Annotated in this window: 21 protein-coding genes; 16 read left to right on the top strand and 5 right to left on the bottom strand. The window is 62.2% G+C overall.

The window, feature by feature from the left end; genetic code table 11:
* The first annotated feature begins 170 nt into the window (after positions 1 to 170).
* From peaA to gntR, 14 genes are all read left to right on the top strand, one after another.
* Entirely contained in the window at positions 171 to 1,748 is a 1,578-nt protein-coding gene (gene peaA / locus TMS3_RS15345; RefSeq protein WP_025166167.1) for a quinohemoprotein amine dehydrogenase subunit alpha, read from the top strand.
* A 73-nt stretch (positions 1,749 to 1,821) separates the two neighbouring features.
* Positions 1,822 to 3,252, top strand: a complete 1,431-nt coding sequence (gene peaB / locus TMS3_RS15340; RefSeq protein ID WP_025166166.1) for a quinohemoprotein amine dehydrogenase maturation protein — start codon at positions 1,822 to 1,824, stop codon at positions 3,250 to 3,252.
* A gap of 1 nt (position 3,253) precedes the next feature.
* The gene (gene qhpC, locus TMS3_RS15335; RefSeq protein ID WP_025166165.1) at positions 3,254 to 3,577 is read left to right on the top strand and encodes a quinohemoprotein amine dehydrogenase subunit gamma; all 324 of its coding nucleotides are present in this window, start codon (positions 3,254 to 3,256) and stop codon (positions 3,575 to 3,577) included.
* 29 nt (positions 3,578 to 3,606) lie between these two features.
* Positions 3,607 to 4,722, top strand: coding sequence for a quinohemoprotein amine dehydrogenase subunit beta (gene peaD, locus TMS3_RS15330; RefSeq protein ID WP_025166164.1), 1,116 nt, complete (start codon positions 3,607 to 3,609; stop codon positions 4,720 to 4,722).
* Between the two features lie 283 nt (positions 4,723 to 5,005).
* Positions 5,006 to 6,685, top strand: coding sequence for an AMP-binding protein (locus tag TMS3_RS15325; protein WP_025166163.1), 1,680 nt, complete (start codon positions 5,006 to 5,008; stop codon positions 6,683 to 6,685).
* Between the two features lie 16 nt (positions 6,686 to 6,701).
* Positions 6,702 to 7,739, top strand: a complete 1,038-nt coding sequence (locus TMS3_RS15320; RefSeq protein ID WP_025166162.1) for an AraC family transcriptional regulator — start codon at positions 6,702 to 6,704, stop codon at positions 7,737 to 7,739.
* A gap of 112 nt (positions 7,740 to 7,851) precedes the next feature.
* On the top strand, positions 7,852 to 9,501 hold the full coding sequence (locus TMS3_RS15315) for an acyl-CoA synthetase (RefSeq protein ID WP_025166161.1): 1,650 nt from the start codon (positions 7,852 to 7,854) through the stop codon (positions 9,499 to 9,501).
* A 16-nt stretch (positions 9,502 to 9,517) separates the two neighbouring features.
* The gene (locus tag TMS3_RS15310) at positions 9,518 to 10,285 is read left to right on the top strand and encodes a 3-hydroxyacyl-CoA dehydrogenase (RefSeq protein WP_025166160.1); all 768 of its coding nucleotides are present in this window, start codon (positions 9,518 to 9,520) and stop codon (positions 10,283 to 10,285) included.
* Between the two features lie 108 nt (positions 10,286 to 10,393).
* Positions 10,394 to 11,578 (top strand): acetyl-CoA C-acyltransferase, encoded by a 1,185-nt coding sequence (locus TMS3_RS15305; protein WP_025166159.1) that lies wholly within the window; start codon positions 10,394 to 10,396, stop codon positions 11,576 to 11,578.
* 122 nt (positions 11,579 to 11,700) lie between these two features.
* The gene (locus TMS3_RS15300) at positions 11,701 to 12,828 is read left to right on the top strand and encodes an acyl-CoA dehydrogenase family protein (RefSeq protein ID WP_025166158.1); all 1,128 of its coding nucleotides are present in this window, start codon (positions 11,701 to 11,703) and stop codon (positions 12,826 to 12,828) included.
* A 330-nt stretch (positions 12,829 to 13,158) separates the two neighbouring features.
* Positions 13,159 to 14,301, top strand: coding sequence for a gluconokinase, GntK/IdnK-type (locus TMS3_RS15295; RefSeq protein WP_025166157.1), 1,143 nt, complete (start codon positions 13,159 to 13,161; stop codon positions 14,299 to 14,301).
* A gap of 64 nt (positions 14,302 to 14,365) precedes the next feature.
* On the top strand, positions 14,366 to 15,643 hold the full coding sequence (locus tag TMS3_RS15290) for a TRAP transporter large permease (RefSeq protein WP_025166156.1): 1,278 nt from the start codon (positions 14,366 to 14,368) through the stop codon (positions 15,641 to 15,643).
* A 112-nt stretch (positions 15,644 to 15,755) separates the two neighbouring features.
* Entirely contained in the window at positions 15,756 to 16,769 is a 1,014-nt protein-coding gene (locus TMS3_RS15285) for a TRAP transporter substrate-binding protein (protein ID WP_025166155.1), read from the top strand.
* A 78-nt stretch (positions 16,770 to 16,847) separates the two neighbouring features.
* Positions 16,848 to 17,867 (top strand): HTH-type transcriptional regulator GntR, encoded by a 1,020-nt coding sequence (gene gntR / locus TMS3_RS15280; protein ID WP_025166154.1) that lies wholly within the window; start codon positions 16,848 to 16,850, stop codon positions 17,865 to 17,867.
* A 60-nt stretch (positions 17,868 to 17,927) separates the two neighbouring features.
* Here the strand turns inward: gntR and TMS3_RS15275 are convergent, their stop codons facing one another.
* A complete protein-coding gene (locus TMS3_RS15275) occupies positions 17,928 to 18,860 on the bottom strand; it encodes a LysR family transcriptional regulator (RefSeq protein WP_025166153.1) in 933 nt (310 codons plus the stop codon).
* A gap of 159 nt (positions 18,861 to 19,019) precedes the next feature.
* Between TMS3_RS15275 and TMS3_RS15270 the strand changes: the two genes are divergently transcribed.
* Positions 19,020 to 20,249 (top strand): acyl-CoA dehydrogenase, encoded by a 1,230-nt coding sequence (locus tag TMS3_RS15270; protein ID WP_025166152.1) that lies wholly within the window; start codon positions 19,020 to 19,022, stop codon positions 20,247 to 20,249.
* Positions 20,250 to 20,402: 153 nt separating this feature from the next.
* On the opposite strand, the gene TMS3_RS15265 is transcribed toward TMS3_RS15270, so the two are convergent.
* From TMS3_RS15265 to xthA, 4 genes are all read right to left on the bottom strand, one after another.
* Entirely contained in the window at positions 20,403 to 20,597 is a 195-nt protein-coding gene (locus TMS3_RS15265; protein WP_025166151.1) for a hypothetical protein, read from the bottom strand.
* A complete protein-coding gene (locus TMS3_RS15260; RefSeq protein WP_025166150.1) occupies positions 20,594 to 21,592 on the bottom strand; it encodes a TerC family protein in 999 nt (332 codons plus the stop codon). Before TMS3_RS15260 ends, TMS3_RS15265 begins: the two co-directional genes overlap by 4 nt.
* Positions 21,593 to 21,860: 268 nt before the next feature.
* Positions 21,861 to 23,243, bottom strand: coding sequence for a substrate-binding domain-containing protein (locus tag TMS3_RS15255; RefSeq protein ID WP_025166149.1), 1,383 nt, complete (start codon positions 23,241 to 23,243; stop codon positions 21,861 to 21,863).
* A 186-nt stretch (positions 23,244 to 23,429) separates the two neighbouring features.
* Positions 23,430 to 24,242, bottom strand: coding sequence for an exodeoxyribonuclease III (gene xthA, locus TMS3_RS15250; RefSeq protein ID WP_025166148.1), 813 nt, complete (start codon positions 24,240 to 24,242; stop codon positions 23,430 to 23,432).
* Positions 24,243 to 24,387: 145 nt separating this feature from the next.
* Here xthA and TMS3_RS15245 point away from each other — a divergent pair, with 145 nt between their 5' ends.
* The gene (locus TMS3_RS15245) at positions 24,388 to 25,029 is read left to right on the top strand and encodes a GNAT family N-acetyltransferase (protein WP_025166147.1); all 642 of its coding nucleotides are present in this window, start codon (positions 24,388 to 24,390) and stop codon (positions 25,027 to 25,029) included.
* Positions 25,030 to 25,144: the final 115 nt, after the last annotated feature.

The following is a 25,144-nucleotide window of genomic DNA, read 5'->3' as shown; positions in this document are numbered from 1 at the left end:
TAGACGGCAAAACCTGATCTAGGCTCCCCTTTGGCGCCTGCTGTTTATCGATAACTAGCTGTAATAAAAGGACTTTCATACTCATGGCACGCAATGTGTATTTGCCATACCAGATGCCCCGTGGAACGGTGGCACAGCATAAGAACAATTACCGTGGAGGTCCGACCCCGATGACGACTCGACTCCGGCAGCGCGTAAGCACGCTGGCTCTGAGCATGGCGATCTGCGCCGTGCTGCAATCGCAGGCCCAGGCCGCCGAGGATGGCGAGGCCATCCTCAAGGCGAAATGCGTGGGCTGCCATATTCCCGAAGAAGGTCAGGCCCTGAGCCGCATCAGCCACCAGCGCAAGACGCCGGAAGGTTGGTTGATGAGCATCGCGCGTATGCAGGTCATGCATGGTCTGAAGATCGAAGACGATGATCGCCGCACGTTGGTCAAGTACCTGGCGGACAAACAGGGCCTGGCGCCAAACGAAGCCGATGGGGCGCGTTACGCTTTGGAGCGGCGGCTGAATAATGTTGAAGATTTCGACGAGAAATTCACCCAGATGTGCGCGCGCTGCCACTCCGGTGCTCGAGTAGCCTTGCAACGCCGCCCTGCCAAAGAGTGGGAACACCTGGTCAACTTCCATTTGGGGCAGTGGCCGTCGTTGGAGTATCAAGCGCAATCACGCGACCGCGACTGGCTGGATATTGCGCTGAAAGAGATGGTGCCTGAGCTGGCCAACCGATATCCGCTGGATAGCAAGGCCTGGACCGACTGGCAGCAACAGCGCCCAGATGCTGCGAAGTTGGCCGGCGAGTGGAGCTTCAGTGGCCATGTGCCAAGCAAAGGTGATGTCCGCGGCGTAATGACAGCTACGGTCAGCGATAAGGATGCGTTCGACGTTAGCCTCAAAGGCGAGTATGCCGACGGCACACCCTTCAACGGCAGCGGTTCGGCGATCCTGTTCAATGGCTACGAATGGCGCGGCAATCTGGAGGTTGAAGGGGTTGCCATGCGCCAAGTGCTTGCCGCTACTGCCGGAGAAATTCGCGGGCGGATGTTTGAAACCGAGCACGATGAACGCGGCCTGGACTTCGTCGCGGCCAAACAAGGCACTGTGCGCTTGCTTGCAGTCCAGCCGGAGTACCTCAAGGCCGGTAGCGAAGCCGAGTTGACGCTGGTCGGCAGCGGCCTGAGTGGCAAGCCATCGTTCGGTGAGGGGGTCGAAGTACTCACGGTTCTGGAGCAGACCTCCGAGCGCGTGCGCGTCAAGGTCAAAACTGCCAGCGATGCGCCGGTCGGTATTCGGATGGTCAATCTGGGCGCGCTTAAGGGCCCGAACCTGGCGGTCTATCAGCAGATCAGCGAGGTCAAGGTCGTGCCGGAATATTCGGTGGCGCGGGTCGGTGGTAACGGCGGCTCGACGCCCAAGGTGCAGGGCCGGTTCGAGGCCGAAGCGTGGGGCAAGGATCTCGCTGGCAAGGCTTACCGGATAGGTTTGGTGCCGGCGAAATGGTCAGTGGAACCATTCGATGAGCGCGCTGCAGAAGATCAGGACGTGAAGTTCGCTGGCGTGATGAGCGCTGAAGATGGCGTCTTCACACCGGGTGCCGCCGGGCCAAACCCAGAACGCAAAATGTCCACCAATAACGCTGGCAACCTCAAGGTCATCGCCGCCGTGCAGCAGGACGGGCAGACCCTCAAGGGTGAAGGCCAGATGATCGTAACCGTTCAACGCTGGAACAACCCTCCAATCCCTTGATTTCGCTGCACCTGGGTGAGCGCCGCTGACTCGGGCTTGAACGACTGGATTGAGAAGATTTTCGGAGGTTGTAATGGGCGCAATATTGAGTTTGGTTGAACGCAACTTGCACGAAGTGAACGTCGATGCAGAGCGTATGTTGTTCCATATACCCAGCAGCTCATTGTTTCAGACGGATGAGCTGACAGGCGGCATCATCGATGCCTTACGTGAGCACGCTTGTTCTTCGGTTGACCTGGTCCAACGGCTGGCTGGGCGGTTTGCCGATGACGAGGTAAACGAAACGCTGCGTGACCTAATGGCGCTCGAGGTGATCAGCGACGGCTCTCCGTTGACGCCGGATATCACCGCCAAACGTGTCGAACGGATTGCTTTGAATACCGTGGTGCTCAACGTCAACACCGGCTGCAATCTGAGCTGCAGCTACTGCTACAAGGAAGACCTGGACAAGCCTTCTGAAGGCAAGAAAATGCAGTTGGATACCGCCATCGCCTCAGTGGAGATGCTACTCAAGGAATCGCCAGACGAAGAGCGATATACCGTGGTGTTCTTCGGTGGCGAACCGCTGAGCAACCGCAAGCTGATCGAAAGCATGGTCGATTACTGCGAGAAGCGCTTTGCCGAACTGGGCAAGTTTGTCGAGTTCGTCATGACCACCAACGCCACCCTGCTCACCGAAGAGATCGCTGATTACCTGAACCGTCACCGGTTTGGTCTGTCCATCAGCATCGACGGTCCGAAGACCGTGCATGACCGCAACCGCATCACCGTAGGCGGACAGGGCACCTATGACGTGGTCAGGAAAAAAGCCGAGATGCTCCTGTCGCGCTACAACAGTCGGCCGGTAGGTGCGCGGGTGACCCTGACGCGGGGAGTCACCGACGTTGAGCACATCTGGGATCACCTGTTCAATGAGTTGGGTTTTGCCGAAGTTGGCTTCGCCCCCGTGACATCTGGGGACTTGAGCGACTTCAACCTCACCTCCGAAGAGTTGGTCGAAGTCTTCGCCAACATGAAGGCGCTCGGGCGACGCTATCTAGACGCAGCGCTGGAACACCGCAATATCGGTTTTTCCAATCTGCATCAACTGATCACCGACATCCACGAAGGTCACAAGAAGGCGCTGCCGTGCGGTGCCGGGTTGAAGATGCTGGCCGTAGACCATAAAGGCGAGCTGAACCTGTGCCACCGCTTTACCGGCTCGGATTTGCCGACCTTTGGCAACGTGAATGAAGGGGTCAAGCAGGTGGAGCTAGGCGACTTCCTCTCGAAGCGTCTCGACCGCACCGAGACTGGTTGCGAAAGCTGTCGCATCCGTAATCTGTGTTCCGGTGGTTGCTATCACGAGAGTTACGCGCGCTACGGCGACCCTACGCATCCTACCTATCACTACTGCGATCTGTTGCGCGACTGGGTGGACTTCGGTATCGAAGTTTACAGCCGCATCATGGCCGGCAATCCGGCCTTCATCAGCAGCTATATCACTCCGCGGAAGGCGAAATGAGATGAAGCACCTGAAGCCGATCAATAACAAAGCACAAATACTGCAACAGGCCGCCCAGGAAGATCGTATCGAGGAAGTGCTGGCGATGAGCTCAGTGGTCGGATGTACATCGACCACCGATCCGGGCTGGGAAGTCGATGCTTTCGGTGGCGTCACTTCTCTGTGCCAGCCGATGGAGTCTGATCTTTATGGTTGCTCCGACCCTTGCTGGTGGCCAGCCCAGGTGCCGGACATGATGAGCACCTATCCGGACTGGAACAAGGATGCGCTCAGCTCGGATGAGGGCTGGCGCAACCTCAATACCGTATTCCCGAAAGACAAGTAGTCGGCCAACAACAATAAGAGGAATTCAGCATGTTATTTAAGCGTTCCGTTGCGCTGCTGGCCGTGCTTGCAAGCGTCCATTCAATGGCTGCATTGGCGGCCAGCGACAAGCTATTGGACAAAGACCACGAGTACATGGCGGTCACCAACTACCCAAACAACTTGCACATCATTGACACTAGCACCGATACGCTGTTCAAGACCTGCGCCATGCCGGACGACTTTGGCCCAGGAATGTTGCTAATCAGTCCGGACAAGAGCCGTGCCTATGTGCTGAACAATCACTACGCGGATATCTATGGTGTCGAGCTGGATAGTTGCAATGTGGTGTTCCATGCCAAGCTGGCGCAACGTAGCAATGAAAGTGCCCGGGCCATGTTCTCGATGGCCGTCAGCCCCGACGGCAAAGAGCTATACAGCGTGGTGAATCCAACCGAGAAGAATCAGGATCACTATGTCGTCGGCTCACCGCGCTTGCAGGTGTATTCCACCGCTGCCGGGCTGGATGCCAAGCCGCTGCGTAGCTACCCGGCACCACGGCAGACCTACCTTATGCAGATGGCAGATGACGGTACGTTGTTTATAGCCGGCGCGGATATTTACAAGTTCGATGTAAATACGGGCAAATACGACGTGGCGTTGCCGGTGCGTAACTGGAAGCTGCCGAACTACAGTGCTCCGGACGTCTTGTATTTTTGGCCGCACCAGACCAAGAACCGTGACTTCAGCATTCTCTACACCACGGCCAAGTTTCAGGATGAAAAGCAGGATATGGCCACTGCCGAGTACAAGTACGGCTATTTCAATATCAACCTGAAGACCAACAAGATTGAACAGGCGGACTTCGCCTCGCTGACTGAACTGTACTTCACGGGACTGCGCTCACCCAAGGACCCAAACCTGATGTTCGGCGTACTCAATCGCCTGGCCAAATACGACATTCGCGAGCAGAAGTTGTTGCAAGCGGCCGAACTTGACCACACGTATTACTGTGTGGCGTTCAATACGGAAGGCAGCAAGCTGTACCTGGCCGGCACCTTCAATGAAATCGCGATATTCGACCCGGATTCGCTGAAACAAATTGGCAAGATCAAACTGCCAGGGGGCGATATGGCCATCTCTACCACACAGGTATTCATCCGTTGATGGCTGGAGTCCATTCGCTGAGTTGGGCGTGCTGGAGTCGTCTACGATCACAATTTGATCAATGATGGGCTCTAGCGTGTCGGCCTCTGGATGATCTTCTACGCCAATACGGTCCTTCGCCCTCGCAGGGATCACCCGCCATTCGACTAAATGCGAACTGGACAGTTTGAAATAGACTATTTACGTTTACGTAAAGGTAAGTATGCCGGCAACCTGCTGGGAGTCACGCCAGCGGCCTGCTGTCCTTGCCCATCCCATTACAAGTACAACAATGGATAGCCCCATGAGCCATCTCAGCTATACCCGCGGCCCACAAGACAAACCTTTGCTGGCCATGACCATAGGCGCAGCGTTCGACGCCACGGTCGCGCGTTTTGCCGAGCGCGAAGCCCTGGTGGTGCGTCACCAGCAGCTGCGTTACAGCTGGGCGCAGTTGGCCGAGCAGGTCGACAGCTGCGCCCGTGGCTTGCTGGCATTGGGCGTGCAAGTCGGTGACCGGGTCGGCATCTGGGCGCCGAACTGCGCCGAGTGGTGCGTCACTCAGTTTGCCAGCGCCAAGATCGGCGCGATCCTGGTCAACATCAATCCGGCCTATCGCGGCACCGAGCTGGACTACGCGCTGAAGCATTCAGGCTGCCGTTGGCTGGTCAGCGCCGACGCCTTCAAGACCTCCGATTACCACGCCATGCTGGTGCAGCTATTGCCGGAGCTGGCCGCCAGCCAGCCGGGCGAACTGCACAGCGAACGTCTGCCGGAGTTGCGCGGAGTCATCAGCCTGGCCGCGCAGGCGCCGGCCGGGTTCCTCTGCTGGCAGCAATTGCCGGGGCTCGCAGCGGGTGTCAGTCCGGCGCAGCTGGTCGAGCGTCAGGCGCTATTGCAGTTCGATGAGCCGATCAATATCCAGTACACCTCCGGCACCACCGGCTCGCCCAAGGGCGCGACCCTCAGCCATTACAACATCCTCAACAACGGTTACATGGTCGGCGAGAGCCTGGGGCTGACCGAGTACGACCGCTTGGTGATTCCGGTGCCGCTGTATCACTGTTTCGGCATGGTGATGGGCAACCTCGGCTGCCTGACCCACGGCAGCACCATGATCTACCCGGCGCCGAGCTTCGAGCCGGAAGCGACCTTGCTGACCGTGGCCGAGGAGAAGGGCACGGTACTGTATGGCGTGCCGACCATGTTCATCGCCGAACTGGATCATCCACGCCGCGCCGAGTTCGACCTGTCCAGCCTGCGCAGCGGGATAATGGCCGGCGCCACCTGTCCGATCGAGGTGATGAAGCGCGTGATCGACGAGATGCACATGAGCGAGGTGCAGATCGCCTACGGCATGACCGAGACCAGCCCGGTGTCGCTGCAGACGGCCGCCGACGATCCGCTGGAACTGCGGGTAACCAGTGTCGGCCGCACCCAGCCGCAACTGGAGAGCAAGATAGTCGACGCCGAGGGACGCATCCTGCCGCGCGGTGAAACCGGCGAGCTGTGCACCCGGGGTTACAGTGTGATGCTCGGTTACTGGAACAACCCGCAGGCTACGGCGCAAACCATCGATGCGGGGCGCTGGATGCACAGTGGCGACCTGGCGGTAATGGATGAGCAAGGCTATGTATGCATAGTCGGGCGCAGCAAGGACATGATCATTCGCGGCGGCGAGAACATTTATCCGCGGGAGATCGAGGAGTTCCTCTTCAGCCACCCGGCGGTGGCCGACGTGCAGGTGATCGGCGTGCCAGACGCCAAGTACGGCGAAGAGATCGCCGTGTGGGTGATCCTGCACGCCGGCCAGGCCTGTGGCGCCGAGGAACTGCGGGCTTACTGCAAGGCCAACATCGCCCACTTCAAGGTGCCGCGCTACTTCAAGTTCGTCGACCAGTTCCCCATGACCGTGACCGGCAAGGTGCAGAAGTTTCGCATGCGTGAGCTGATGCTGGCGGAGTTGGAACAGGCCGCGTCCTGATGGCCATGAGGACGGCATGACCCGCACTGTGGTCGAGAAAGGCACCATCTCGCTCAGGCTGGTGGATGAGGCCCTGCGCGAATGGCGGGCACGGGGCCTGGACGAAAGCGAGTTGCTGGCTCAGGCGGGCATCGCCGCCGAGCTGTTCGGCAAGGCCCAGGCGCGGGTGCCCGCGCAGGCCTACGCGCGGCTCTGGCGGCTGCTGGCGCAGGCGATGGACGACGAATTCTTCGGTATCAACCCACGGCGAATGAAGGTCGGCAGCTTCGCCTTTATGGCCCGGGTGGCACTGCAGGAACCGACCCTGGGTGCGGCGCTCGACAGTGCCTTGAGGTTTCTCGACCTGGTGTTCGACGGTCTGGCTCCACGCCTGGAGCGCCAGGGCGGCCTGGCGGCCATTGCGCTGGACCAGCCGGCGGGGCAGGTCTGTCGCGCCTTCGGCTGCTTCACCCTGTGGATGATCGTGCACGGCCTGGCCTGCTGGTTGCTGGGCCGACGCATTCCCATCCTCTCGGCTGAGCTGCGTTGCCAGGCGCCGGACTATGTCGAGGATTATCGGGTGATGTTCACCAGCAATCTGCGCTTCGCCCGCGCACAGAGTCGCTTGCTGTTCAATGCCGACTGCCTGGAGCTGCCGATACGCCGCAGCGAGCGCGAGCTCAAGCGCTTTCTCGCCGGTGCACCGGCCAACATCCTGGTCAGGTACCGCGACCCGCAAAGCCATACGGCGCGGATCAAGGCCTACTTGCGCAACCTCAACGCCGAGCGCTGGCCGGACCTGGAGGCACTCTCCAGTCACTACTTCATGGCCTCCTCGACCCTGCGCCGCAAGCTAGCGCTGGAGGGGCAGTCCTACCGGGGGCTCAAGGACCAGGTGCGCCGCGACCTGGCCATTGCCCACCTGGATCGTACCGAGGGGCATTTCGCCGAGCTGGCCCTGGAGCTGGGTTTTGCCGACACCAGTGCTTTCTACAAGGCGTTCAAGAAGTGGACCGGCACCACACCGGGGCAGTACCGCGCGCTGATCCACCCCGAGCTGCCGCCCCCGGAATAAGCCCGGTTGTCCAAAACGCTCAGCGCGATTGACGCCTGTCGACATTGCCGCCAGTGGCTCGTGCCACGACTATTCGGGTTACTCCAGACAACAATAACCGGGAGTCACCCCGATGCGCGATTACCTGACCGCTGCCCGCAAGTTCGATTATTCGAATGTCGCCGCCACCACCCTGACGGGTTCCCTCGAGGCCCTCAATGCCTGCGTCGAATGCTGCGACCGGCATGCCTTGCCGGGGCGCATCGCGTTGTTCTGGGAAGGTCGCGACGGCAGCAGTGCCAGCTACACCTTCTGTGAGCTGCAGGCGCAGGCAGCGCGCTTCGCCAACTTCCTCCACGCTCAGGGCGTACGCCCCGGCGACTGCGTGGCGGGGCTGCTGCCGCGCAACGTCGAGCTGCTGATCACCATTCTCGGCACCTGGCGCCTCGGTGCCGTGTACCAGCCGCTGTTCACCGCCTTCGGCCCCAAGGCCATAGAGCATCGGCTAAGCAGCTCAGGTGCCAAGCTGGTGGTGAGCGACGCGACGAACCGCGCCAAGCTCGATGTGGTCGCTGGCGCACCGCTGGTCGTCACTGTCGCTGGCACCAAGGGCCAGGGCATCCAGCGCGGCGATTTTAGCTTCTGGGCCGAGCTGGAGCGTTACGAGGCCGAGTTCGAGCCGGTCATGCGCGGGATCGATGATCCCTTCCTGATGATGTTCACCTCCGGCACTACTGGCCTGGCCAAGCCTGTGCCGGTGCCGCTCAAGGCGATCCTGGCCTTCGTCGGCTATATGCGCGAGGCGGTGGACCTGCGCCCCGAAGACGCCTTCTGGAACCTGGCCGACCCCGGTTGGGCCTATGGCCTCTATTACGCGGTGACCGGGCCGTTGGCCATGGGCCACCCGACCACCTTCTATGAAGGGCCGTTCACGGTGGAAAGCACCTGTCGGATCATCCGCAAGTACGGCATCAGCAACCTGGCCGGTTCGCCTACGGCCTACCGCCTGCTGCTGGCCGCCAAGAAGCAGGTCGAACCCATGCTCAAGGGCCGTCTGCGCGCAGTCAGCAGCGCCGGCGAGCCGCTGAGCCCGGAGGTGATCCGCTGGTTCGACGACGGCCTGGCCACCACGATCCATGACCACTACGGCCAGACCGAACTGGGCATGGTGCTGTGTAACCACCATGCACTGGCGCACCCGGTACGTATCGGCGCCGCCGGCTTCGCCATACCCGGCCATCGAGTGGTGGTGCTGGACGAGCAGAACCGCGAGTTGCCGCCAGGGCAGCCGGGCATCCTCGCACTGGACCGGCCGCGTTCGCCGCTGTTCTGGTTTCCCGGCTACCAGGACATGCCGACCAAGGCCTTCGTCGGCGACTATTATCTGAGCGGTGACACCGTAGAGCTGAACGAGGACGGCAGCATCAGCTTTGTCGGCCGCAGCGACGACGTGATCACCACCTCCGGCTACCGGGTCGGCCCGTTCGACGTGGAAAGCGCGCTGATCGAGCACCCAGCGGTGATCGAGGCGGCGGTGATCGGCAAGCCGGATCCTGAACGCACCGAGCTGGTCAAGGCCTTCGTGGTCCTGCAGCCGCAATTTCGCGCCGACGCCGCATTGGCCGAGGAGCTCAAGCAGCATGTGCGCAAGCGCTTGTCGGCGCATGCCTACCCGCGCGAGGTCGAGTTCGTCAGTGAGCTGCCGAAGACTCCGAGCGGCAAGATCCAGCGCTTTCTTCTGCGCAATCAGGAAATCGCCAAGGCCCAGGTGGCCGCTAACTGAACAAGGAGCCGCAAACATGCGTATTGAAGATCGGGTATTTCTCGTTACGGGTGGTAGTTCCGGCCTCGGCCTGGCCACTGCCCGCGCGCTGATCGAGCAGGGCGGCAAGGTGCTGCTGGCCGACATCAACTCCGAGGCCGGCGAGGCGCGTGCCGCGCAGTTGGGCGCCCAAGCGCGCTTCGTGCAAACCGACATCACCCGTGAGGAGGACGGTCGCCGTGCGGTGGCCACGGCGCTGCAGGTCTTTGGCGGCCTGCACGGCCTGATCAACTGTGCGGGCATCGCACCGGCGGAGAAAATTCTCGGGCGTAACGGCGCCCATGGCCTGGACAGCTTCAGTCGGGTGATCCAGATCAACCTGGTCGGCAGTTTCAACATGCTGCGTTTGGCCGCCGAGGCCATGGCCCAGGGCGAGGCGAACGAGCAGGGCGAACGCGGGGTGATCGTCAACACCGCCTCGGTTGCCGCCTTCGACGGGCAGATGGGCCAGGCTGCCTATGCCGCCTCCAAGGGCGGCGTGGCTGCCCTGACCCTGCCGGCGGCCCGCGACCTGGCGCGCTCGGGCATCCGCGTGATGTGCATCGCCCCGGGTATCTTCGAGACGCCGATGATGGCCGGCATGCCGCAGGAGGTGCGCGATTCACTGGCGGCCAACGTACCGTTCCCGCCGCGCCTGGGCCGCCCGGACGAGTACGCCGCGCTGGTCCGGCACATCATCGCAAACCCCATGCTCAACGGCGAGGTCATCCGCCTGGACGGCGCCTTGCGCATGGCGGCGAAATAACGCGGTCGAATGTGTAGCCCGGATGAAATCCGGGAGAACAGGGCACCGCACTTACCCGGATTGCATCCGGGCTACAGTGGAATTGGCTATGAGGGTAGTGAAATGAGCATGAATTCCGATCCGGTGGTCATCGTCAGCGCCTTACGCACGCCGATGGGCGGTTTCCTCGGCGACTTCAACAATGTCAGCGCAGCGCAGCTTGGCGCTGCGGCGATCCGTGCCACCCTCGAGCGTGCAGGCCTGGCGCCCGACGCGGTGGACGAGGTGATCATGGGCTGCGTGTTACAGGCCGGTCAGGGCCAGGCACCGGCGCGCCAGGCAGCTCTCGGTGCGGGACTCTCCCAGGGTACGCCGTGCTCGACGCTGAACAAGATGTGCGGCTCGGGCATGAAGGCGGCGATGCTCGGCCACGACTTGCTACTGGCCGGCAGCGCCGAGGTGGTGGTCGCCGGCGGCATGGAGAGCATGTCCAACGCGCCCTATCTGTTGGAGCGGGCGCGCGGCGGTTACCGCATGGGCCACGGCCGGGTGCTCGACCATATGTTCCTCGATGGCCTGGAAGACGCCTACGACAAGGGCCGCCTGATGGGTACCTTCGCCGAGGACTGCGCCGAGACCTACGGCTTCAGCCGTGAGCAGCAGGACGCTTTCGCTATCGCCTCGCTGACCCGTGCGCAGCAGGCCATGAATGAGGGCCGCTTCGGCGCCGAGATCGTCGCGGTCGAGGCCACGCTGGGCCGCGAGCTGCGTCTGATCGACAGCGACGAGCAGCCGCCCAAGGCGCGACCGGACAAGATTGCCACGCTCAAGCCAGCGTTCCGCGAGGGCGGTACGGTGACCGCGGCCAACGCCAGCTCGATCTCCGACGGCGCCGCCGCGCTGCTGCTGATGCGCTTGTCCGAAGCCGAGAAGCGCGGCCTCACGCCCTTGGCGGCGATTCGTGGGCACGCCAGCTTCGCCCATGCGCCGAATCTGTTCGCCACCGCACCGGTCGGCGCCGTGCAGCGCTTGATGAGCCGTACCGGCTGGGCGCTGGCCGAGGTCGACCTGTTCGAGATCAACGAGGCCTTCGCCGTGGTGCCGATGGCGGCCATGCGCGACCTGGATATTCCTCACGACAAAGTCAATGTATATGGCGGCGCCTGCGCCCTCGGTCACCCGATCGGTGCCTCGGGAGCGCGGGTACTGGTGACCCTGCTCAATGCCCTGCGTCAGCGTGACCTCAAGCGCGGCGTCGCCTCGCTGTGCATCGGCGGCGGTGAAGCCACGGCCATGGCCATTGAACTGCTGTAGGTGCCACTTGCCTCTGTAGGAGCCAGCTTGCTGGCGATCGAGGCGCCCAGGTATCGCCAGCAAGCTGGCTCCTACAGGAATGCGACTAGGGCGAAATCATATTGTTTGCTGGGAGATCGACAATGATTCCTTCTGAAGAAGAGCTGCAGATCCGCGACATGGCCCGTCAGTTCGCCCAGGAACGGCTGAAGCCGTTCGCCGCCGAGTGGGATCGCGAGCATCGTTTTCCCGCCGAGGCCTTGGCCGAGATGGCCGAGTTGGGCTTCATGGGTATGCTGGTGCCGGAACAGTGGGGCGGCGCGCAGACCGGCCACCTGGCCTACGCCATGGCCCTGGAGGAGATCGCGGCCGGCGATGGCGCCTGCTCGACCATCATGAGCGTGCACAATTCGGTGGGCTGCATGCCGATCCTCAAGTTCGGCAGCGACGAACAGAAGCAGCGCTTCCTGCGTCCCCTGGCCGAGGGCAAGATGCTCGGCGCCTTCGCCCTCACCGAACCCCAGGCCGGCTCGGACGCCAGCGATCTGCGCACCCGCGCGCGCCGCGACGGCGACCACTATGTGCTGAACGGCAGCAAGCAGTTCATCACCTCCGGTAGTCATGCCGGCATGGTCATCGTCTTCGCCGTGACCGATCCGCAGGCCGGCAAGAAGGGCATCAGCGCCTTTATCGTGCCCACCGACAGCCCCGGTTATTCGGTGGTGCGGGTCGAGGAGAAACTCGGCCAGCACGCCTCGGACACCTGCCAGATCCAGTTCGACGACTTGCGCCTTCCTGCCAGCCTGCGCCTGGGCGAGGAGGGACAGGGCTATCGCATCGCCCTGGGTAACCTGGAAGGCGGACGCATCGGCATCGCCGCGCAGTCCGTCGGCATGGCCCGCGCGGCTTTCGAGGCGGCGCGCGACTACGCCCATGAGCGGCAGACCTTCGGCAAGCCGATCATCGAACACCAGGCGGTGGCCTTTCGCCTGGCCGACATGGCCACCGAGATAGCCGTGGCGCGGCAGATGGTGCATCACGCCGCCAGCCTGCGCGAAGCCGGCTTGCCGTGCCTGACCGAGGCCTCGATGGCCAAGCTGTTCGCCTCGGAGATGGCCGAGCGAGTCTGTTCGGCGGCCATCCAGACCCTCGGCGGCTATGGCTACCTCAAGGACTTCCCGGTCGAGCGCATCTACCGCGACGTGCGTGTGTGCCAGATATACGAGGGCACCAGCGATGTGCAGCGGATGGTGATCGCCCGCAGCCTGTGAGTCGGCAAGGCTGATCGCGGTGTAGTGGCAGCGGCCTTGGCCGCGATCAATCGCAGGTTTGCAAGGGCCTATCGCGGACAAGTCCGCTCCCACGGGGTCGACCGGCGCCTGGTTATCGGTGGTTTACCAAGGGCCAATGAACGGCGCGGCCCTGCAGTGTTCGCACGCGCCGCGACTCCATGCTCGCCGGCAGATACGCGATGTGCCCACCCCCCCCCCTTCGTCGGTTCCTGCAAACAGTCGTAATTGCAGGGTTGTCGGACAGCTTTGTTAGCGCTACCATCCGGCAAAACAAAAATGGCGCAGACCTGATAGCGCCTTGGAGAATCGATGAGTACTCGCCTTTCTGCCCACGCCGTTGTGCCCGCTGACCGTGCCTTGGTGGTGATGGGTGTCAGTGGCTCCGGCAAGAGCGATATCAGCCAGGCCGTGGCCGGCAAACTCGGCTGGCGGCATATCGAGGCCGACCAATTCCATCCCCGCGAGAACGTCGAACGTATGCGCGCCGGCATCCCGCTTAGCGACGACGACCGCGTGCATTGGCTGGATGCACTGATCACCGAGATGCAGGCCGCTCATCTGGCCGGCGAGGGCTTCGTGCTGGCCTGCTCGGCGCTCAAACGCAGCTACCGCGAACAGTTACGCCATGCCGTGCCGGGCCTGCAGTTCGCCCACCTGCATATCGATCACGCCACCGCCTTGCAGCGCGTCGGCGCGCGTCCCGGACATTTCATGCCGACCTCGTTGGTCGACAGCCAGTTCGCCACCCTCGAAGCCCCGGCTGGTGAGTGCGGCGTACTGACCGTAGACGCCGCACAGAGCCGCGCCGCAGTGGTCGAGCAAGTCTGCGTCTGGGTACTTGGCAATGCTGCGGAGGTTGAGATCGCCGAGCAGGTGGATCTTTCTGCGCAGGCATTTGATAGCGCTAACAATGCGGGCGGTGCACATCTCACTGGCGAGCCGATTTACGGCGGCAGTCTGGCGCGCGGGTTCGACCGCCTGACCGACAACCTGATGGCGCTGTTGATGGGTTTCATGGTGCTGGTGGTGTTCGGCAACGTGGTGCTGCGCTACGCCTTCGACTCCGGCTGGGCCGGCGCCGAGGAGTTGTCGCGCTTGGCTTTCGTCTGGCTGGTGTTCGTCGGCGTGGCCTCGAGCATGCGCCGTGGAGAACTGATGCAGTTTTCGCTGATCCGCGACCGCTTTCCGCAGGCCGTGCGATTGCTGGTCGACTCCGCCAGTTGGTTGCTGGTGGCGGCTGCCAGCGGACTGTCTACCTGGGGCGCCTGGCAGCAGGTGCAATTCGGCTGGCACAACTCCAGCCCGGTGGTCGGCTACCCGCTGGCCCTGGCGATGGTGCCGGTGCTGGCCTGCATGGCGGTGCTGGTGCTGCTGGCATTGCTGCAGCTGGTCAAGGTCTGGCGCCGGCCACAGGCGCAGGCTACTGCGCTGGCCAATGTCACCGTCGATTGAGCCGCCGCATGCGTTGCGCACCTTCCAAAAACAATACCGGGCACCGCCCACCGAGGACCCGCTGATGACTGTCGCCGTATTCCTTTCTTCCCTGCTGGGTTTCATGGCCTTCGGCATGCCGATCGCCTTCGCCCTGATCCTCACTGGCGCGGCGCTGATGTGGTACCTAGAGTTCTGGGACGTACAGCTGCTGGCGCAGAACCTGCTGGCCGGTGCCGACAGCTTTCCGCTGTTGGCCGTGCCGTTCTTCATCCTCGCTGGCGAGCTGATGAACGCCGGCGGTATCTCCAAACGCATCATCACCATGGCCCAGGCCTTTGTCGGGCATAAACGCGGTGGCCTTGGCTTCGTCGCCATTGCCGCGGCGGTGCTGCTGGCCAGTATGTCCGGCTCGGCCCTGGCTGACACTGCGGCCTTGGCCACCCTGTTGTTGCCGATGATGCGTCAGCGCGGTTATCCGCTGCATTCCTCGGCCGGCCTGGTGGCGGCCGGCGGCATCATCGCGCCGATCATTCCGCCGTCGATGCCTTTTGTGATCTATGGCGTGGTGACCAACACCTCGATCAGTCAGTTGTTCATGGCCGGGCTGGTGCCGGGGTTGATCATGGGCGGCGGGTTGATCTTCGCCTGGATCCTGATCGCCCGGGGCTTCACCGAGCCGACGCCGCCCAAGGCGAGCAAGGCCGAGCGGCGCGCCGCCTTGGTCGACGGCGCTTCGGCGTTGATGTTGCCGGTGATCATCGTCGGCGGTTTGCGCTTCGGCATCTTTACCCCGACCGAAGCTGCGGTCGTGGCCGCGGTCTACGCCCTGGTGGTGTCGACCCTGCTGTACCGCGAGCTGAACTGGAGCACGCTGGTCGAGTCGATGACCCGCGCCAGCCGCACCACCGCCTCGGTGATGTTCCTCTGCGCCGCGGCCACGGTGTCGGCCTACATGGTCACCCTGGCCCAGTTGCCGGACGAGATCGGCGCCATGCTCGGCCCGCTGGCCAACCACCCGCAACTGTTGGTAGCGGCGATCATGCTGCTGATGATCGCGGTGGGCATGGTCCTCGACCTGACCCCGACCATTCTTATCCTGGCCCCGGTGCTGGCGCCGATTGCGGTCAAGGCCGGGGTCGATCCGGTGTATTTCGGCGTGATGTTCGTGCTGATCGGCTCCATCGGCCTGATCACCCCTCCCGTGGGTACCGTGCTCAATGTGGTCGCCGGCATCGGCCGGCTGCGCATGGAGGTACTGGTGCGTGGGGTGATGCCGTTTTTCCTGATCTACCTGGGCATCGTGCTGCTGTTGATCGCCTTCCCGCAGATCGTCACGCTGCCGCTGGCATGGCTGCGCTGAACCATCTGCCCGAGCATATCGCCCGGCGCGCAGGCGTCGGGGTAAGCCCGCTTTTGCCTGATGGCAAAGTTCGTCCCAACCCCTCATCCAACAACAACAAAGGTACCGCCCCATGAGACGTTTTCTGCTTACCGGCCTGACCGCCGCCATGCTGCTCAGCCCCCTCGCCAGCCTCGGCGCCCACGCCGATGAGGTCCGCTCGCGGATGATTCGCTTCGGTTACGGCCTCAACGAGGACAGCAACCAGGGTCGCGCCGCCAAGCTGTTCGCCGAGGAAGTCGCCAAGGCCTCCGACGGCAAGCTGAAAATGCGCACCTTCGGTGCCGCCAGCCTGGGTGCCGACAACCAGATGCAGAACGCCCTGATCGGTGGCGCCCAGGAAATGATGGTCGGCTCGACCGCCACCCTGGTTGGCATCACCAAGGAAATGGCAGTGTGGGATACGCCGTTCCTGTTCACCAGCGAGCAGCAGGCCGATGCCGTGCTGGACGGCCCTGTCGGTCGTCAGGTCATGGACAAGCTGGAGGAGAAGGGCCTGGTTGGCCTGGTGTACTGGGAAAACGGTTTCCGCAACATGACCAACAACGTGCGGCCGATCACCAAGCTGGAAGAGTTTTCCGGGATCAAGCTGCGCGTGATGCCCAACCCGGTGTTCCTCGAGACCTTCAAGCTGATGGGCGCCAACGCCGTGCCGCTGCCGTTCTCCGAGCTGTTCACCGCGCTGGAAACCAAGGCGGTGGACGGCCAGGAGAACCCTTTCAATACCATCCTCTCGTCGAAATTCTACGAGGTGCAGAAGTACCTCACCGTGACCAATCACGTATACAGCCCCTGGATAGTCACCGCCTCCAAGCGCTGGTGGGACGGCCTGTCGCAGACCGAGCAGGGCATTCTCATGGACGCAGCGATCAAGGCGCGTGACTTCGAGCGTCAGGATACCCGCGCCGAGGCCTCCAAGGCGCTGGCCCAGCTGCAAGCCAACGGCATGCAGGTCAATCAGATCAGCGCCGAGGAGATCCAGCGCATGCGCGACAAGGCGCAACCGGCGCTGCAGCAGGTGGTCGACACGGTTGGCCCCGAGCTGTTCGAGCAGGTGCAGGTCGAAGTGCAAAAAGCCGCGCGGTGACACGTTGGGTACGCTGGCGCCGGGTAACCGGCCAGTGTGCCCTGTTAGAATCGTCAGCCGCCTTTCAGGGAAGTTCTCATGAGCCAACGTCGTCGCCGTTCCGCGGAACGGGTCACCCTGTCCGATGTGGCACGTGCCGCCGGCTGCTCGCTGATGTCCGCCTCGCGCGCGTTGTCGCAGCCGGAGGTGGTCTCCGATGCGCTGCGCGAGCAGGTGATGCAGGCAGTCAAGCAGCTCGGCTATGTGCCGCATTCGGCCGCCCGGGCGTTGGCCAGTTCGCGCTCCAACCTGGTCGCGATAATCATCCCGTCGCTGTCCAACTCGGTGTTCGTCGACACCGCCGAGGCCATCCAGCGGGTGCTGATGCCGGCCGGCTTCGAGACCATGATCGGCGTCAGTCACTATCGGCCAGAGGAGGACGAACGGTTGCTGCGCGCTTATCTCGCGCATCAGCCGGCCGGCCTGCTGCTCACCGGTTTCGAGCGCAGCGATGCGGCGCGGGAAATTCTCGGTGGCTACCGTGGCCCGATCGTCACCATGATGGAGTTGAGCGACGCGGTGGATGACTACTGCGTCGGCTTTTCCCAGCAGGAGGCGGGCGCGGCCATGACCCGTGCACTGATCGAGCGCGGCTACCGGCACATTGCCTTCGCCGCAGCTCAGCTCGACCCGCGCACCCTGCAGCGCGCCGAAGGCTATCGGCAGGTGATGCGCGCGGCGGGGCGTCACAACCCGGCGCTGGAACTGTTGACGCCACAGCTGTCCTCCATCGGCTTGGGCGCCAACCTGCTCGATCGTCTGCTCGAGCAGCACCCGCAGACCGATGCGGTGTTCTTCAACAACGACGACCTGGCATTGGGCGCCTTGTTCCGTGCGCGCCAGCTCGATCTGGCGGTGCCCGAACGCCTGGCCATCGCCGGCTTCAACGACCTGCCGGCCGCCGCCTGGGTGCACCCGGCGCTGACCACGGTGCGCACCACGCGCGGCAAGGTCGGCGAACTGGCGGCCGAAATGCTGATGAGCCTGATGCGTGGCGAGCAACCGCCCAGCCATCGCGTCGATGTCGGTTTCGAAGTGGTGCTACGGGACAGCGCCTGATAGTCGGCTGTATCAATAAAAAACCCCGCAGTGCGGGGTTTTTTATTCGATCCGAATCCTTCAAGCCGAGGCTTTCTCCAGTTTCTTTTCCTGCGTGGTCACCTGCTGGCAGATCTCGATGATCTGCTCGCGCATCCAACGGTTCGCTGGATCCTGATCGGTGCTTTCGTGCCAGTACAGGTGAGTTTCCTGTACGGGTATGTCATTCACCGGCAGCTCTGCGTAGTGCAGTTCGTTACGCCGGGCGAAGCGTTCGGGCACGGTCATCGACATGTCGGTGTTCTGCATTACGGTGGTAGCCATCAGGTAATGCTGCGAACGCAGGGCAATCTTGCGTTGAATGCCCATCTTGCCGAGACCGAGGTCGACATAACCGAGACCACTGCGGCGGCTGGAGATGTGAATATGGGTCAGCGACAGGTATTCCTCCAGGCTGATCTTGTCTTTCGCCAGCGGATGGCCCTGGCGCATGGCGCACACGTAGCGGTCTTCCATCAGCTTGACGTGGCGCACTTGCGGATCGGTGTTGAGCGGCGCATCGACGGCAAAATCCAGGCGCCCTGCGGCCAGCTCCTTGGTGGTCTCGCGGCGGCGGGCGAGCATGCTTTCGATGATCACGTTCGGCGCCAGACGCCGCAGACGCTGGAACAGCGGCGGAAGGATCACCGCCTCGGTGAGATCGGTCATGCTGATGCGGTAGGTCTTGTTTGCCTGGGCCGGGTTGAAGGTGCGGCTTTCCTGCACGGAGATGCGCAATTGCTGCAAGGCACTACGTACCGGGCCGATAATGTTCTGCGACATCGGCGTGGGCACCATGCCCTGGGCGGTGCGTACGAACAATGGGTCGTTGAAGGTTTCGCGCAGACGGGCGAGGGCGTTGGAGACCGCGGGCTGAGTAATGCCCACGATCTGCCCGGCGCGGGTCAGGTTGGCCTCGGTATAGATGGCATCGAAGACGATAAAGAGGTTGAGATCGACCTTGTTCAGATTCATTCCACGCGCACTCCCGGGGTTGTCCGTATCAGTGGATCATATATCGGTGATGAATGTTTATACACGGTGAAAATAGGTTAGATAAATCTTAATCGCTGTTCTAGCATCATTTCCACATTGTCAAAACCTCATCAAACACCCGACAGAAGGTAGCTCCCCATGGATTTCGCCTACTCCCCAAAGGTTCAGGAACTGCGCGAACGTGTCACCGCGTTCATGGAGACCCATGTCTATCCGGCCGAGGCCGTATTCGAACAACAGGTCAACGAGGGCGATCGCTGGCAGCCGACCGCGATCATGGAAGAACTGAAGACCAAGGCTAAGGCCGAGGGGTTGTGGAATCTGTTCCTGCCTGAATCCGAACTTGGCGCCGGCTTGACCAACACCGAGTACGCCCCGCTGGCGGAAATCATGGGCAGCTCGCTGATTGGTCCCGAGCCGTTCAACTGCGCCGCACCGGACACCGGCAATATGGAAGTATTGGTGCGCTACGCCAACGAGGCGCAGAAAGAGCAATGGCTCAAGCCGCTCCTGAGTGGCGAAATTCGCTCCGCCTTTGCCATGACCGAGCCGGGGGTGGCCTCATCCGACGCTACCAATATGGAAGCGAGCGCCGTGCGTGAGGGCGACGAGTGGGTGATCAACGGCCGCAAGTGGTGGACCTCCGGCGCCTGTGACCCACGCTGCAAGATCATGATCTTCATGGGCCTGACCAACCCGGATGCGCCGCGCCACCAGCAGCACTCGATGATCCTGGTGCCAATGGATGCAGCCGGGGTGAAGGTCGTTCGTCCTTTGCCGGTGTTCGGCTACGATGATGCGCCCCATGGTCATGCCGAAGTACTGTTCGAGAACGTACGAGTGCCTTACGAGAACGTGCTGCTAGGTGAGGGCCGTGGTTTCGAGATCGCTCAGGGTCGCCTTGGCCCCGGCCGTATCCACCACTGCATGCGTTCGATCGGCATGGCCGAGCGCGCACTGAAACTGATGTGCGAGCGCTCGATCAACCGCACCGCGTTCGGCAAGCCGTTGGCCCGCCTGGGCGGTAACATCGATCACATCGCCGACTCGCGCATGGAGATCAACATGGCGCGCCTGCTGACCCTGAATGCGGCCTACATGATGGACACTGTCGGCAACAAGATCGCCGCCAGTGAAATCGCCCAGATCAAGGTAGTGGCACCCAACGTCGCGCTCAAGGTGATCGACCGTGCCATCCAGATCCATGGTGGCGCCGGGGTTTCCAACGATTTCCCGCTGGCCTACTGGTACGCCATGCAACGCACCCTGCGCCTGGCCGATGGCCCGGACGAAGTGCATCGCGCGGCGATCGGCAAGTTCGAGATCGGCAAATACATGTCGCGTGAGGCGATGAAAGCCAGCCGCTAAACCGACAGAGCCTTTGGCATAAGGTAGCCTGTGTAGGCGTCAGCTTGCTGGCGATGCATGCGAGCCATCGCAGCGCTAGCGGTTGATTCCTACAGGTTTAACTACAAACGACAAGGCCCGCATTGCGCGGGCCTTGTCGTTTGCACGGCAAACTCAGGACGGCCGGCTGTCCGCATCATCCTGCTGGTTCTGTTGCCGGAGCCAGGTCATGCGCATGTGCAATTGGGCGGCGAATGCGCGCGCCGCCAGCTCCTCCTGGAAGATCAGGGCGCGGCGGCCCATGCGTACCTGCCACAGCTGACGGCCGCCTTGCAGCAGAGGTTCGACCTGTACATTGGCGAGGTTCACTTGCTTGACCGTTCCTTATGCGGGTGATTGCGGGTTTTCAGCAGCGACAACAGCACGCCACCTGCCAGTAGGCCGAAGGTTACGCCAAGCGATAGCAAAGCCGGAATCTTGCCGATAAAACCGTGCAGGAAGATCTTCCCGCCGATAAACACCAACACCAAAGCCAAGGCGTATTTCAGGTAAATAAACCGGTGCATCAGCGCTGCCAGGGCGAAGTACAGCGAGCGTAAACCTAGAATCGCAAAGATGTTCGAGGTGTAGACGATAAACGGATCCTGAGTGATGGCAAAGACCGCTGGCACGCTGTCCACGGCGAACAGCAAATCGGCCAGTTCGATCAGCACCAGGGCCAGCAGCAGGGGCGTCGCATAAAGTAGCGTTTTGCCGCTGACGGGGTCGCGCAGACGCACTAGGAAGCGCCCGTCGTGCAGGTCATCGGTGACGCGAATATGCCGACGGATAAATTTCAATATGAAATTTTGCGCCAGGTCGGGGTGTTGCTCCTCGCGGCTGAAGAGCATTTTAATCCCGGTCAGCAGCAGGAAAGCCCCGAACAGGTAGAGCATCCAGTCGAACCGTTGCACCAGCGCGGTGCCCAGGCCGATCATCAGCGCGCGCAGTACGATCACCCCGAGAATGCCCCAGAACAGCACACGATGCTGGTAACGCCGGGGAATGCCGAAGTAGCCCAGGATCAACGCCATGACGAACACGTTGTCCATCGACAGTGATTGCTCGACCAGAAAACCGGTGTAGAACTCCAGCGCCGCTGTCGCCCCCAGTTGCCACCAGACCCAGCCACCGAAGCCCATGCCCACGCTGAAGTAGCCGCTGTAGAGCAGCAGACTCTCGCGGATTTCGATTTCATGTTGCTCGCGGTGCAGCACGCCGAGGTCGAACACCAGCAGCGCCAGTACGATGCCGATGAACGCCAGCCAGAACCAGCTGGGGGTGCCGAGAAATGGGCTGCTGAGGAACTCCGTTAAAGCGGTCATAGACCCTCTCTGTTGTCCGCCTAAGTTGAGAATCAACTTGGTGACGCCGACATCACGGTGAGCATTCACCGCCAGAGGGGCCCGGTGTCACATAGTGTTAAGGCTAGAGGCGAAAGGCGAGGGCGGCAAATGTCTAGCCGGTACTCTTAGGTACCCGCCACCCTGATTCGGCGCTGTGGGGGACTGCGTACCCTATGCGGCTCACCGGCGACAGCCTATGTGCCGCGCATGGGCTCCTTCCTAGCGAAGGCGAAACCAAGACGATGGCTCAGTACACCCAGACTTCGACGCGACGGTTCTTGATGCGTCCCTCATCGCCATCGTTTGCCGCCACTGGCAGTTCATCGCCCAGCCCGGTGATTTCGCGAAACAGAACCCCCTGTTTGGCCAGCTCACGACGCACCGCCATGGCCCGCAGTTTGGACAACAACTGGGCGCGGGCCGGATCTGACTTGGGGTCGCCGAAGCCCACCAGCACCACTTTGTGCTGCAGCTTGTCCTGGCTTTTCAGGTAATCGAGCAGCCGCTCGAGGTCGCGCTGGGCCTTGTTGTCCAGGCTGGCACTGCCCTGCTGAAAGCGGAAGTTCACCGACAGGCGCTGTGCTTCAGCGGCCAGCACCTGATAGGCCGCGGGCATGGCGCTGCTGGGCGTGACCCTGACCGCCTGCACGGTCTGCGCGATGAAACCGTTCTGCGCGACTATGGCTTGGCCCCGCGGGCTATGGGCAAAGCGCACCAGGGCCTTGGCCCAAGGGTTTTGCAAAGACTCCTGGTTGTACAGATACAGGCGGCGAGACAGCGGGTAGTCCTCGGTGGCAATCAGGGTCACACTCGGCGGCATCGGTTGCGACTCGCCGGCGGCGATGGACACGGCTTTGGCCTGGCGAATAGACGGCAAGCCGATAAATCCGATGCCTTGCGGGTCCTGGCTGACCCGGTCGGAGAGCAGGTCGCTGGACTCGAAGCGCTGGGCGGTCATCGACAAGGTCTTGCCATTCGCGCTCAGCACCAGCTCCTTGAAGGTGTCGTAGGTGCCGGAGTTGTCATCGCGGGCATACAGGTTGATCGTCCCGCTATGACCGCCCAGTTGCGCCCAGTCGGTCACTTCGCCGGCGAAGACCTGGGCCAGTTGCTCGGTGTGCAAGGCGCTGATCGGGTTACTCGGATGGAGGATGATCGCCAGGCCATCGATGGCGATGATCTGTTCCGCGCTGCGACTGCGCAGATTGCCCAAGGCTTGCAGGGCGTTGAGTTCGCTGTCCTTGATCGGGCGCGACGCGGCGGCCAGTTCGGCGCTGCCATCTTTCAGGGCGGCAAACCCGGTACTGGAGCCATGGGCGGCTAGATCGACCGTCACGCTGCGGCCGTCCGCGGTTTTACCGATGATCTTCTGCTCATTCTCTGCCGCGCCGGCTTCTACCCGGATCGCGCTCAGACCTTGTTCCTCAAACAGTCCCTTGACCAGCGCCGGGCCGAGCTTGGCGCCTATGGTGTTGGAACCCTGGATGCGCAGCGCGCTGCTGTCATTGGCGGGAAGCGGCAGGGCAGCGAAGGTCGACCAGGGCAGGGCGCAGCAGAGTAAACCGAGCAGCAGCGAGGCTGCGGAGCGGTTCCAGGCGGTATCACGGGCAGTCATTGTGGCGCGCGGCATGCGGCATACACCTTCTATGGGTGAATGAGGGTGCCGCGACGATAAGACAAAAAAATGACAACGATGTGACAGTGACCGGTGGGCTTGGATCGCTCTGCGGCGGGTGCTGGGTGCTGGGTGCGATGAAAGAACGACTCGAGAGATTGGCGGACACGCACAGTGCCATGCCCGTCGACTCGCGGCGCTTTAGCTGAGCTCCAACCAGATCGGTGCATGGTCCGAGGGTTTCTCCATGCCGCGCAGCTCGTAGTCGATCCCGGTGTGCTTCAGCCGCTCCTGCAGGGCCTGGGAGGCGAGGATCACGTCAATGCGCAGGCCGCGTTTGGGCTCGTCCTCGAAGCCGCGGCTGCGGTAGTCGAACCAGCTGAAACGGTCGTTTACCTCAGGGTTGAGCCGGCGGAAACTATCGACCAGGCCCCAGTTCTTGAGGGTCGCCAGCCACTCACGTTCTTCCGGCAGGAAACTGCACTTGCCGGTTTTCAGCCAGCGCTTGCGGTTCACCTCACCGATACCGATGTCGCAATCCTCCGGCGAGATATTGATATCGCCCATCACCACCAACGGCTGCTCGGGCTGAAACTGGCTGACCAACAACTGCTGCAGGTCGGCATAGAAACGCTGCTTGGCCGGAAACTTGATCGGGTGGTCGCGACTTTCACCTTGCGGGAAGTAACCGTTCATGACCGTCACCGGATTGCCCAGGGCATCGGCAAAGGTGCCATAGATGAAGCGCCGCTGCGCGTCCTCTGTATCGCCCGGAAAGCCCTTGTGCAGCGACAAAGGGGCCTGGCGCGAGAGCAGGGCGACGCCGTAATGCCCCTTCTGGCCGTGATAATGCACGTGGTAACCAAGGGCCCGGATGTCCGCTTCGGGAAATTGCTCGTCGGCAACCTTGGTTTCCTGCAGGCCGATCACATCCGGCTGGTGCTTATCGATCAACGCCGCCAATTGATGTGGGCGCGCACGCAGGCCGTTGATATTGAAGGAGACAATCTTCATGGGCGGCAGGTCCTGTGCTTTCTATCTGGAGAGCCTGCGATGCTAGCCGATCCAGCGGGCAGGGGGCCAGTTATCTGGCAGCTGTGGGAATGCGGTGCTAACGTGGCGGTGGGCCCGATAAATAGAGAACAAGAGGTCACTGCGTATGCCGAACAGTCCTGCTGAAGTTCGTTTGCTCGATGGGGGGTACGCCCGCGAGGCGCGCTCGCTGCTGTACCACGCCTACCGCCATGCGCCGACTTTCTCCTATTTGTTCGAAGCCGAACGACCGGGTTATGACCAGCGCGTGCGCGCCACGGTGCGCGAGTTGGTGCAGCAGCACTTCAGCGAAAACCTGCCGGCGCTCGGTCTGCTGATAGATGATCGACTGATCGGCACGGCACTGATTGCTCCGCCACAGCGGCGCCTGGACATCACCGAAAGCTGGGGCTGGCGCATGCGCATGCTGCTGACCGCCGGTTTCCGCTGTACCAAGCGCTACCTGGCCTACCATGACGCGGTGCTCGCCTGCCTGCCACCCGGTCCTTATCACGTGCTGCCGCTACTGGGTATTCACCCGGAGTTTCAGGGCCAACACCTCGGTGAACAACTGCTCGAAGCGTTACACAACTGGTGCGCCGAAGAGGCCAACTCGCAGGGTGTGGTGCTGGATACCGGCGATGCGCACTACCTGGATTTCTACAAGCGTCAGGGCTACGAGGAGGTCGGCGTCGTGGCGATCGGCCCGGTCATCGAACACGTGTTTTTTCACCCCAATCCGCAGCCCGCAGTTAAAGCCAGCGCTTAATCCAGACGCTACTGTCCGCTTGCCAGATTCAGGCTTGGCAGCTGTCGATGAGTGCCATGAGGCGTACTACAGATTCTTGCTGGCACAAGCGCTATCCGCTCTAGGATGGCGCATG

The sequence above is a fragment of the Pseudomonas taeanensis MS-3 genome, from assembly GCF_000498575.2.
GTDB lineage: Bacteria > Pseudomonadota > Gammaproteobacteria > Pseudomonadales > Pseudomonadaceae > Aquipseudomonas > Aquipseudomonas taeanensis.
Note: the sequence above shows the minus strand (reverse complement) of the source record. Positions and strands in the feature narration are given on the sequence as shown.

Bases quoted from the DNA above. Each gene is read 5' to 3' on its own strand.
- TMS3_RS15325 (WP_025166163.1), top strand. From the start codon at position 5,006: ATGAGCCATCTCAGCTATACCCGCGGCCCACAAGACAAACCTTTGCTG.
- TMS3_RS15290 (WP_025166156.1), top strand. From the start codon at position 14,366: ATGACTGTCGCCGTATTCCTTTCTTCCCTGCTGGGTTTCATGGCCTTC.
- TMS3_RS15285 (WP_025166155.1), top strand. From the start codon at position 15,756: ATGAGACGTTTTCTGCTTACCGGCCTGACCGCCGCCATGCTGCTCAGC.
- gntR (WP_025166154.1), top strand. From the start codon at position 16,848: ATGAGCCAACGTCGTCGCCGTTCCGCGGAACGGGTCACCCTGTCCGAT.
- TMS3_RS15300 (WP_025166158.1), top strand. From the start codon at position 11,701: ATGATTCCTTCTGAAGAAGAGCTGCAGATCCGCGACATGGCCCGTCAG.
- TMS3_RS15315 (WP_025166161.1), top strand. From the start codon at position 7,852: ATGCGCGATTACCTGACCGCTGCCCGCAAGTTCGATTATTCGAATGTC.
- peaA (WP_025166167.1), top strand. From the start codon at position 171: ATGACGACTCGACTCCGGCAGCGCGTAAGCACGCTGGCTCTGAGCATG.
- TMS3_RS15245 (WP_025166147.1), top strand. From the start codon at position 24,388: ATGCCGAACAGTCCTGCTGAAGTTCGTTTGCTCGATGGGGGGTACGCC.
- TMS3_RS15255 (WP_025166149.1), bottom strand. From the start codon at position 23,243: ATGCCGCGCGCCACAATGACTGCCCGTGATACCGCCTGGAACCGCTCC.
- peaB (WP_025166166.1), top strand. From the start codon at position 1,822: ATGGGCGCAATATTGAGTTTGGTTGAACGCAACTTGCACGAAGTGAAC.
- peaD (WP_025166164.1), top strand. From the start codon at position 3,607: ATGTTATTTAAGCGTTCCGTTGCGCTGCTGGCCGTGCTTGCAAGCGTC.
- TMS3_RS15260 (WP_025166150.1), bottom strand. From the start codon at position 21,592: ATGACCGCTTTAACGGAGTTCCTCAGCAGCCCATTTCTCGGCACCCCC.
- TMS3_RS15310 (WP_025166160.1), top strand. From the start codon at position 9,518: ATGCGTATTGAAGATCGGGTATTTCTCGTTACGGGTGGTAGTTCCGGC.
- qhpC (WP_025166165.1), top strand. From the start codon at position 3,254: ATGAAGCACCTGAAGCCGATCAATAACAAAGCACAAATACTGCAACAG.
- TMS3_RS15305 (WP_025166159.1), top strand. From the start codon at position 10,394: ATGAATTCCGATCCGGTGGTCATCGTCAGCGCCTTACGCACGCCGATG.
- TMS3_RS15270 (WP_025166152.1), top strand. From the start codon at position 19,020: ATGGATTTCGCCTACTCCCCAAAGGTTCAGGAACTGCGCGAACGTGTC.
- TMS3_RS15320 (WP_025166162.1), top strand. From the start codon at position 6,702: ATGACCCGCACTGTGGTCGAGAAAGGCACCATCTCGCTCAGGCTGGTG.
- TMS3_RS15275 (WP_025166153.1), bottom strand. From the start codon at position 18,860: ATGAATCTGAACAAGGTCGATCTCAACCTCTTTATCGTCTTCGATGCC.
- TMS3_RS15295 (WP_025166157.1), top strand. From the start codon at position 13,159: ATGAGTACTCGCCTTTCTGCCCACGCCGTTGTGCCCGCTGACCGTGCC.
- xthA (WP_025166148.1), bottom strand. From the start codon at position 24,242: ATGAAGATTGTCTCCTTCAATATCAACGGCCTGCGTGCGCGCCCACAT.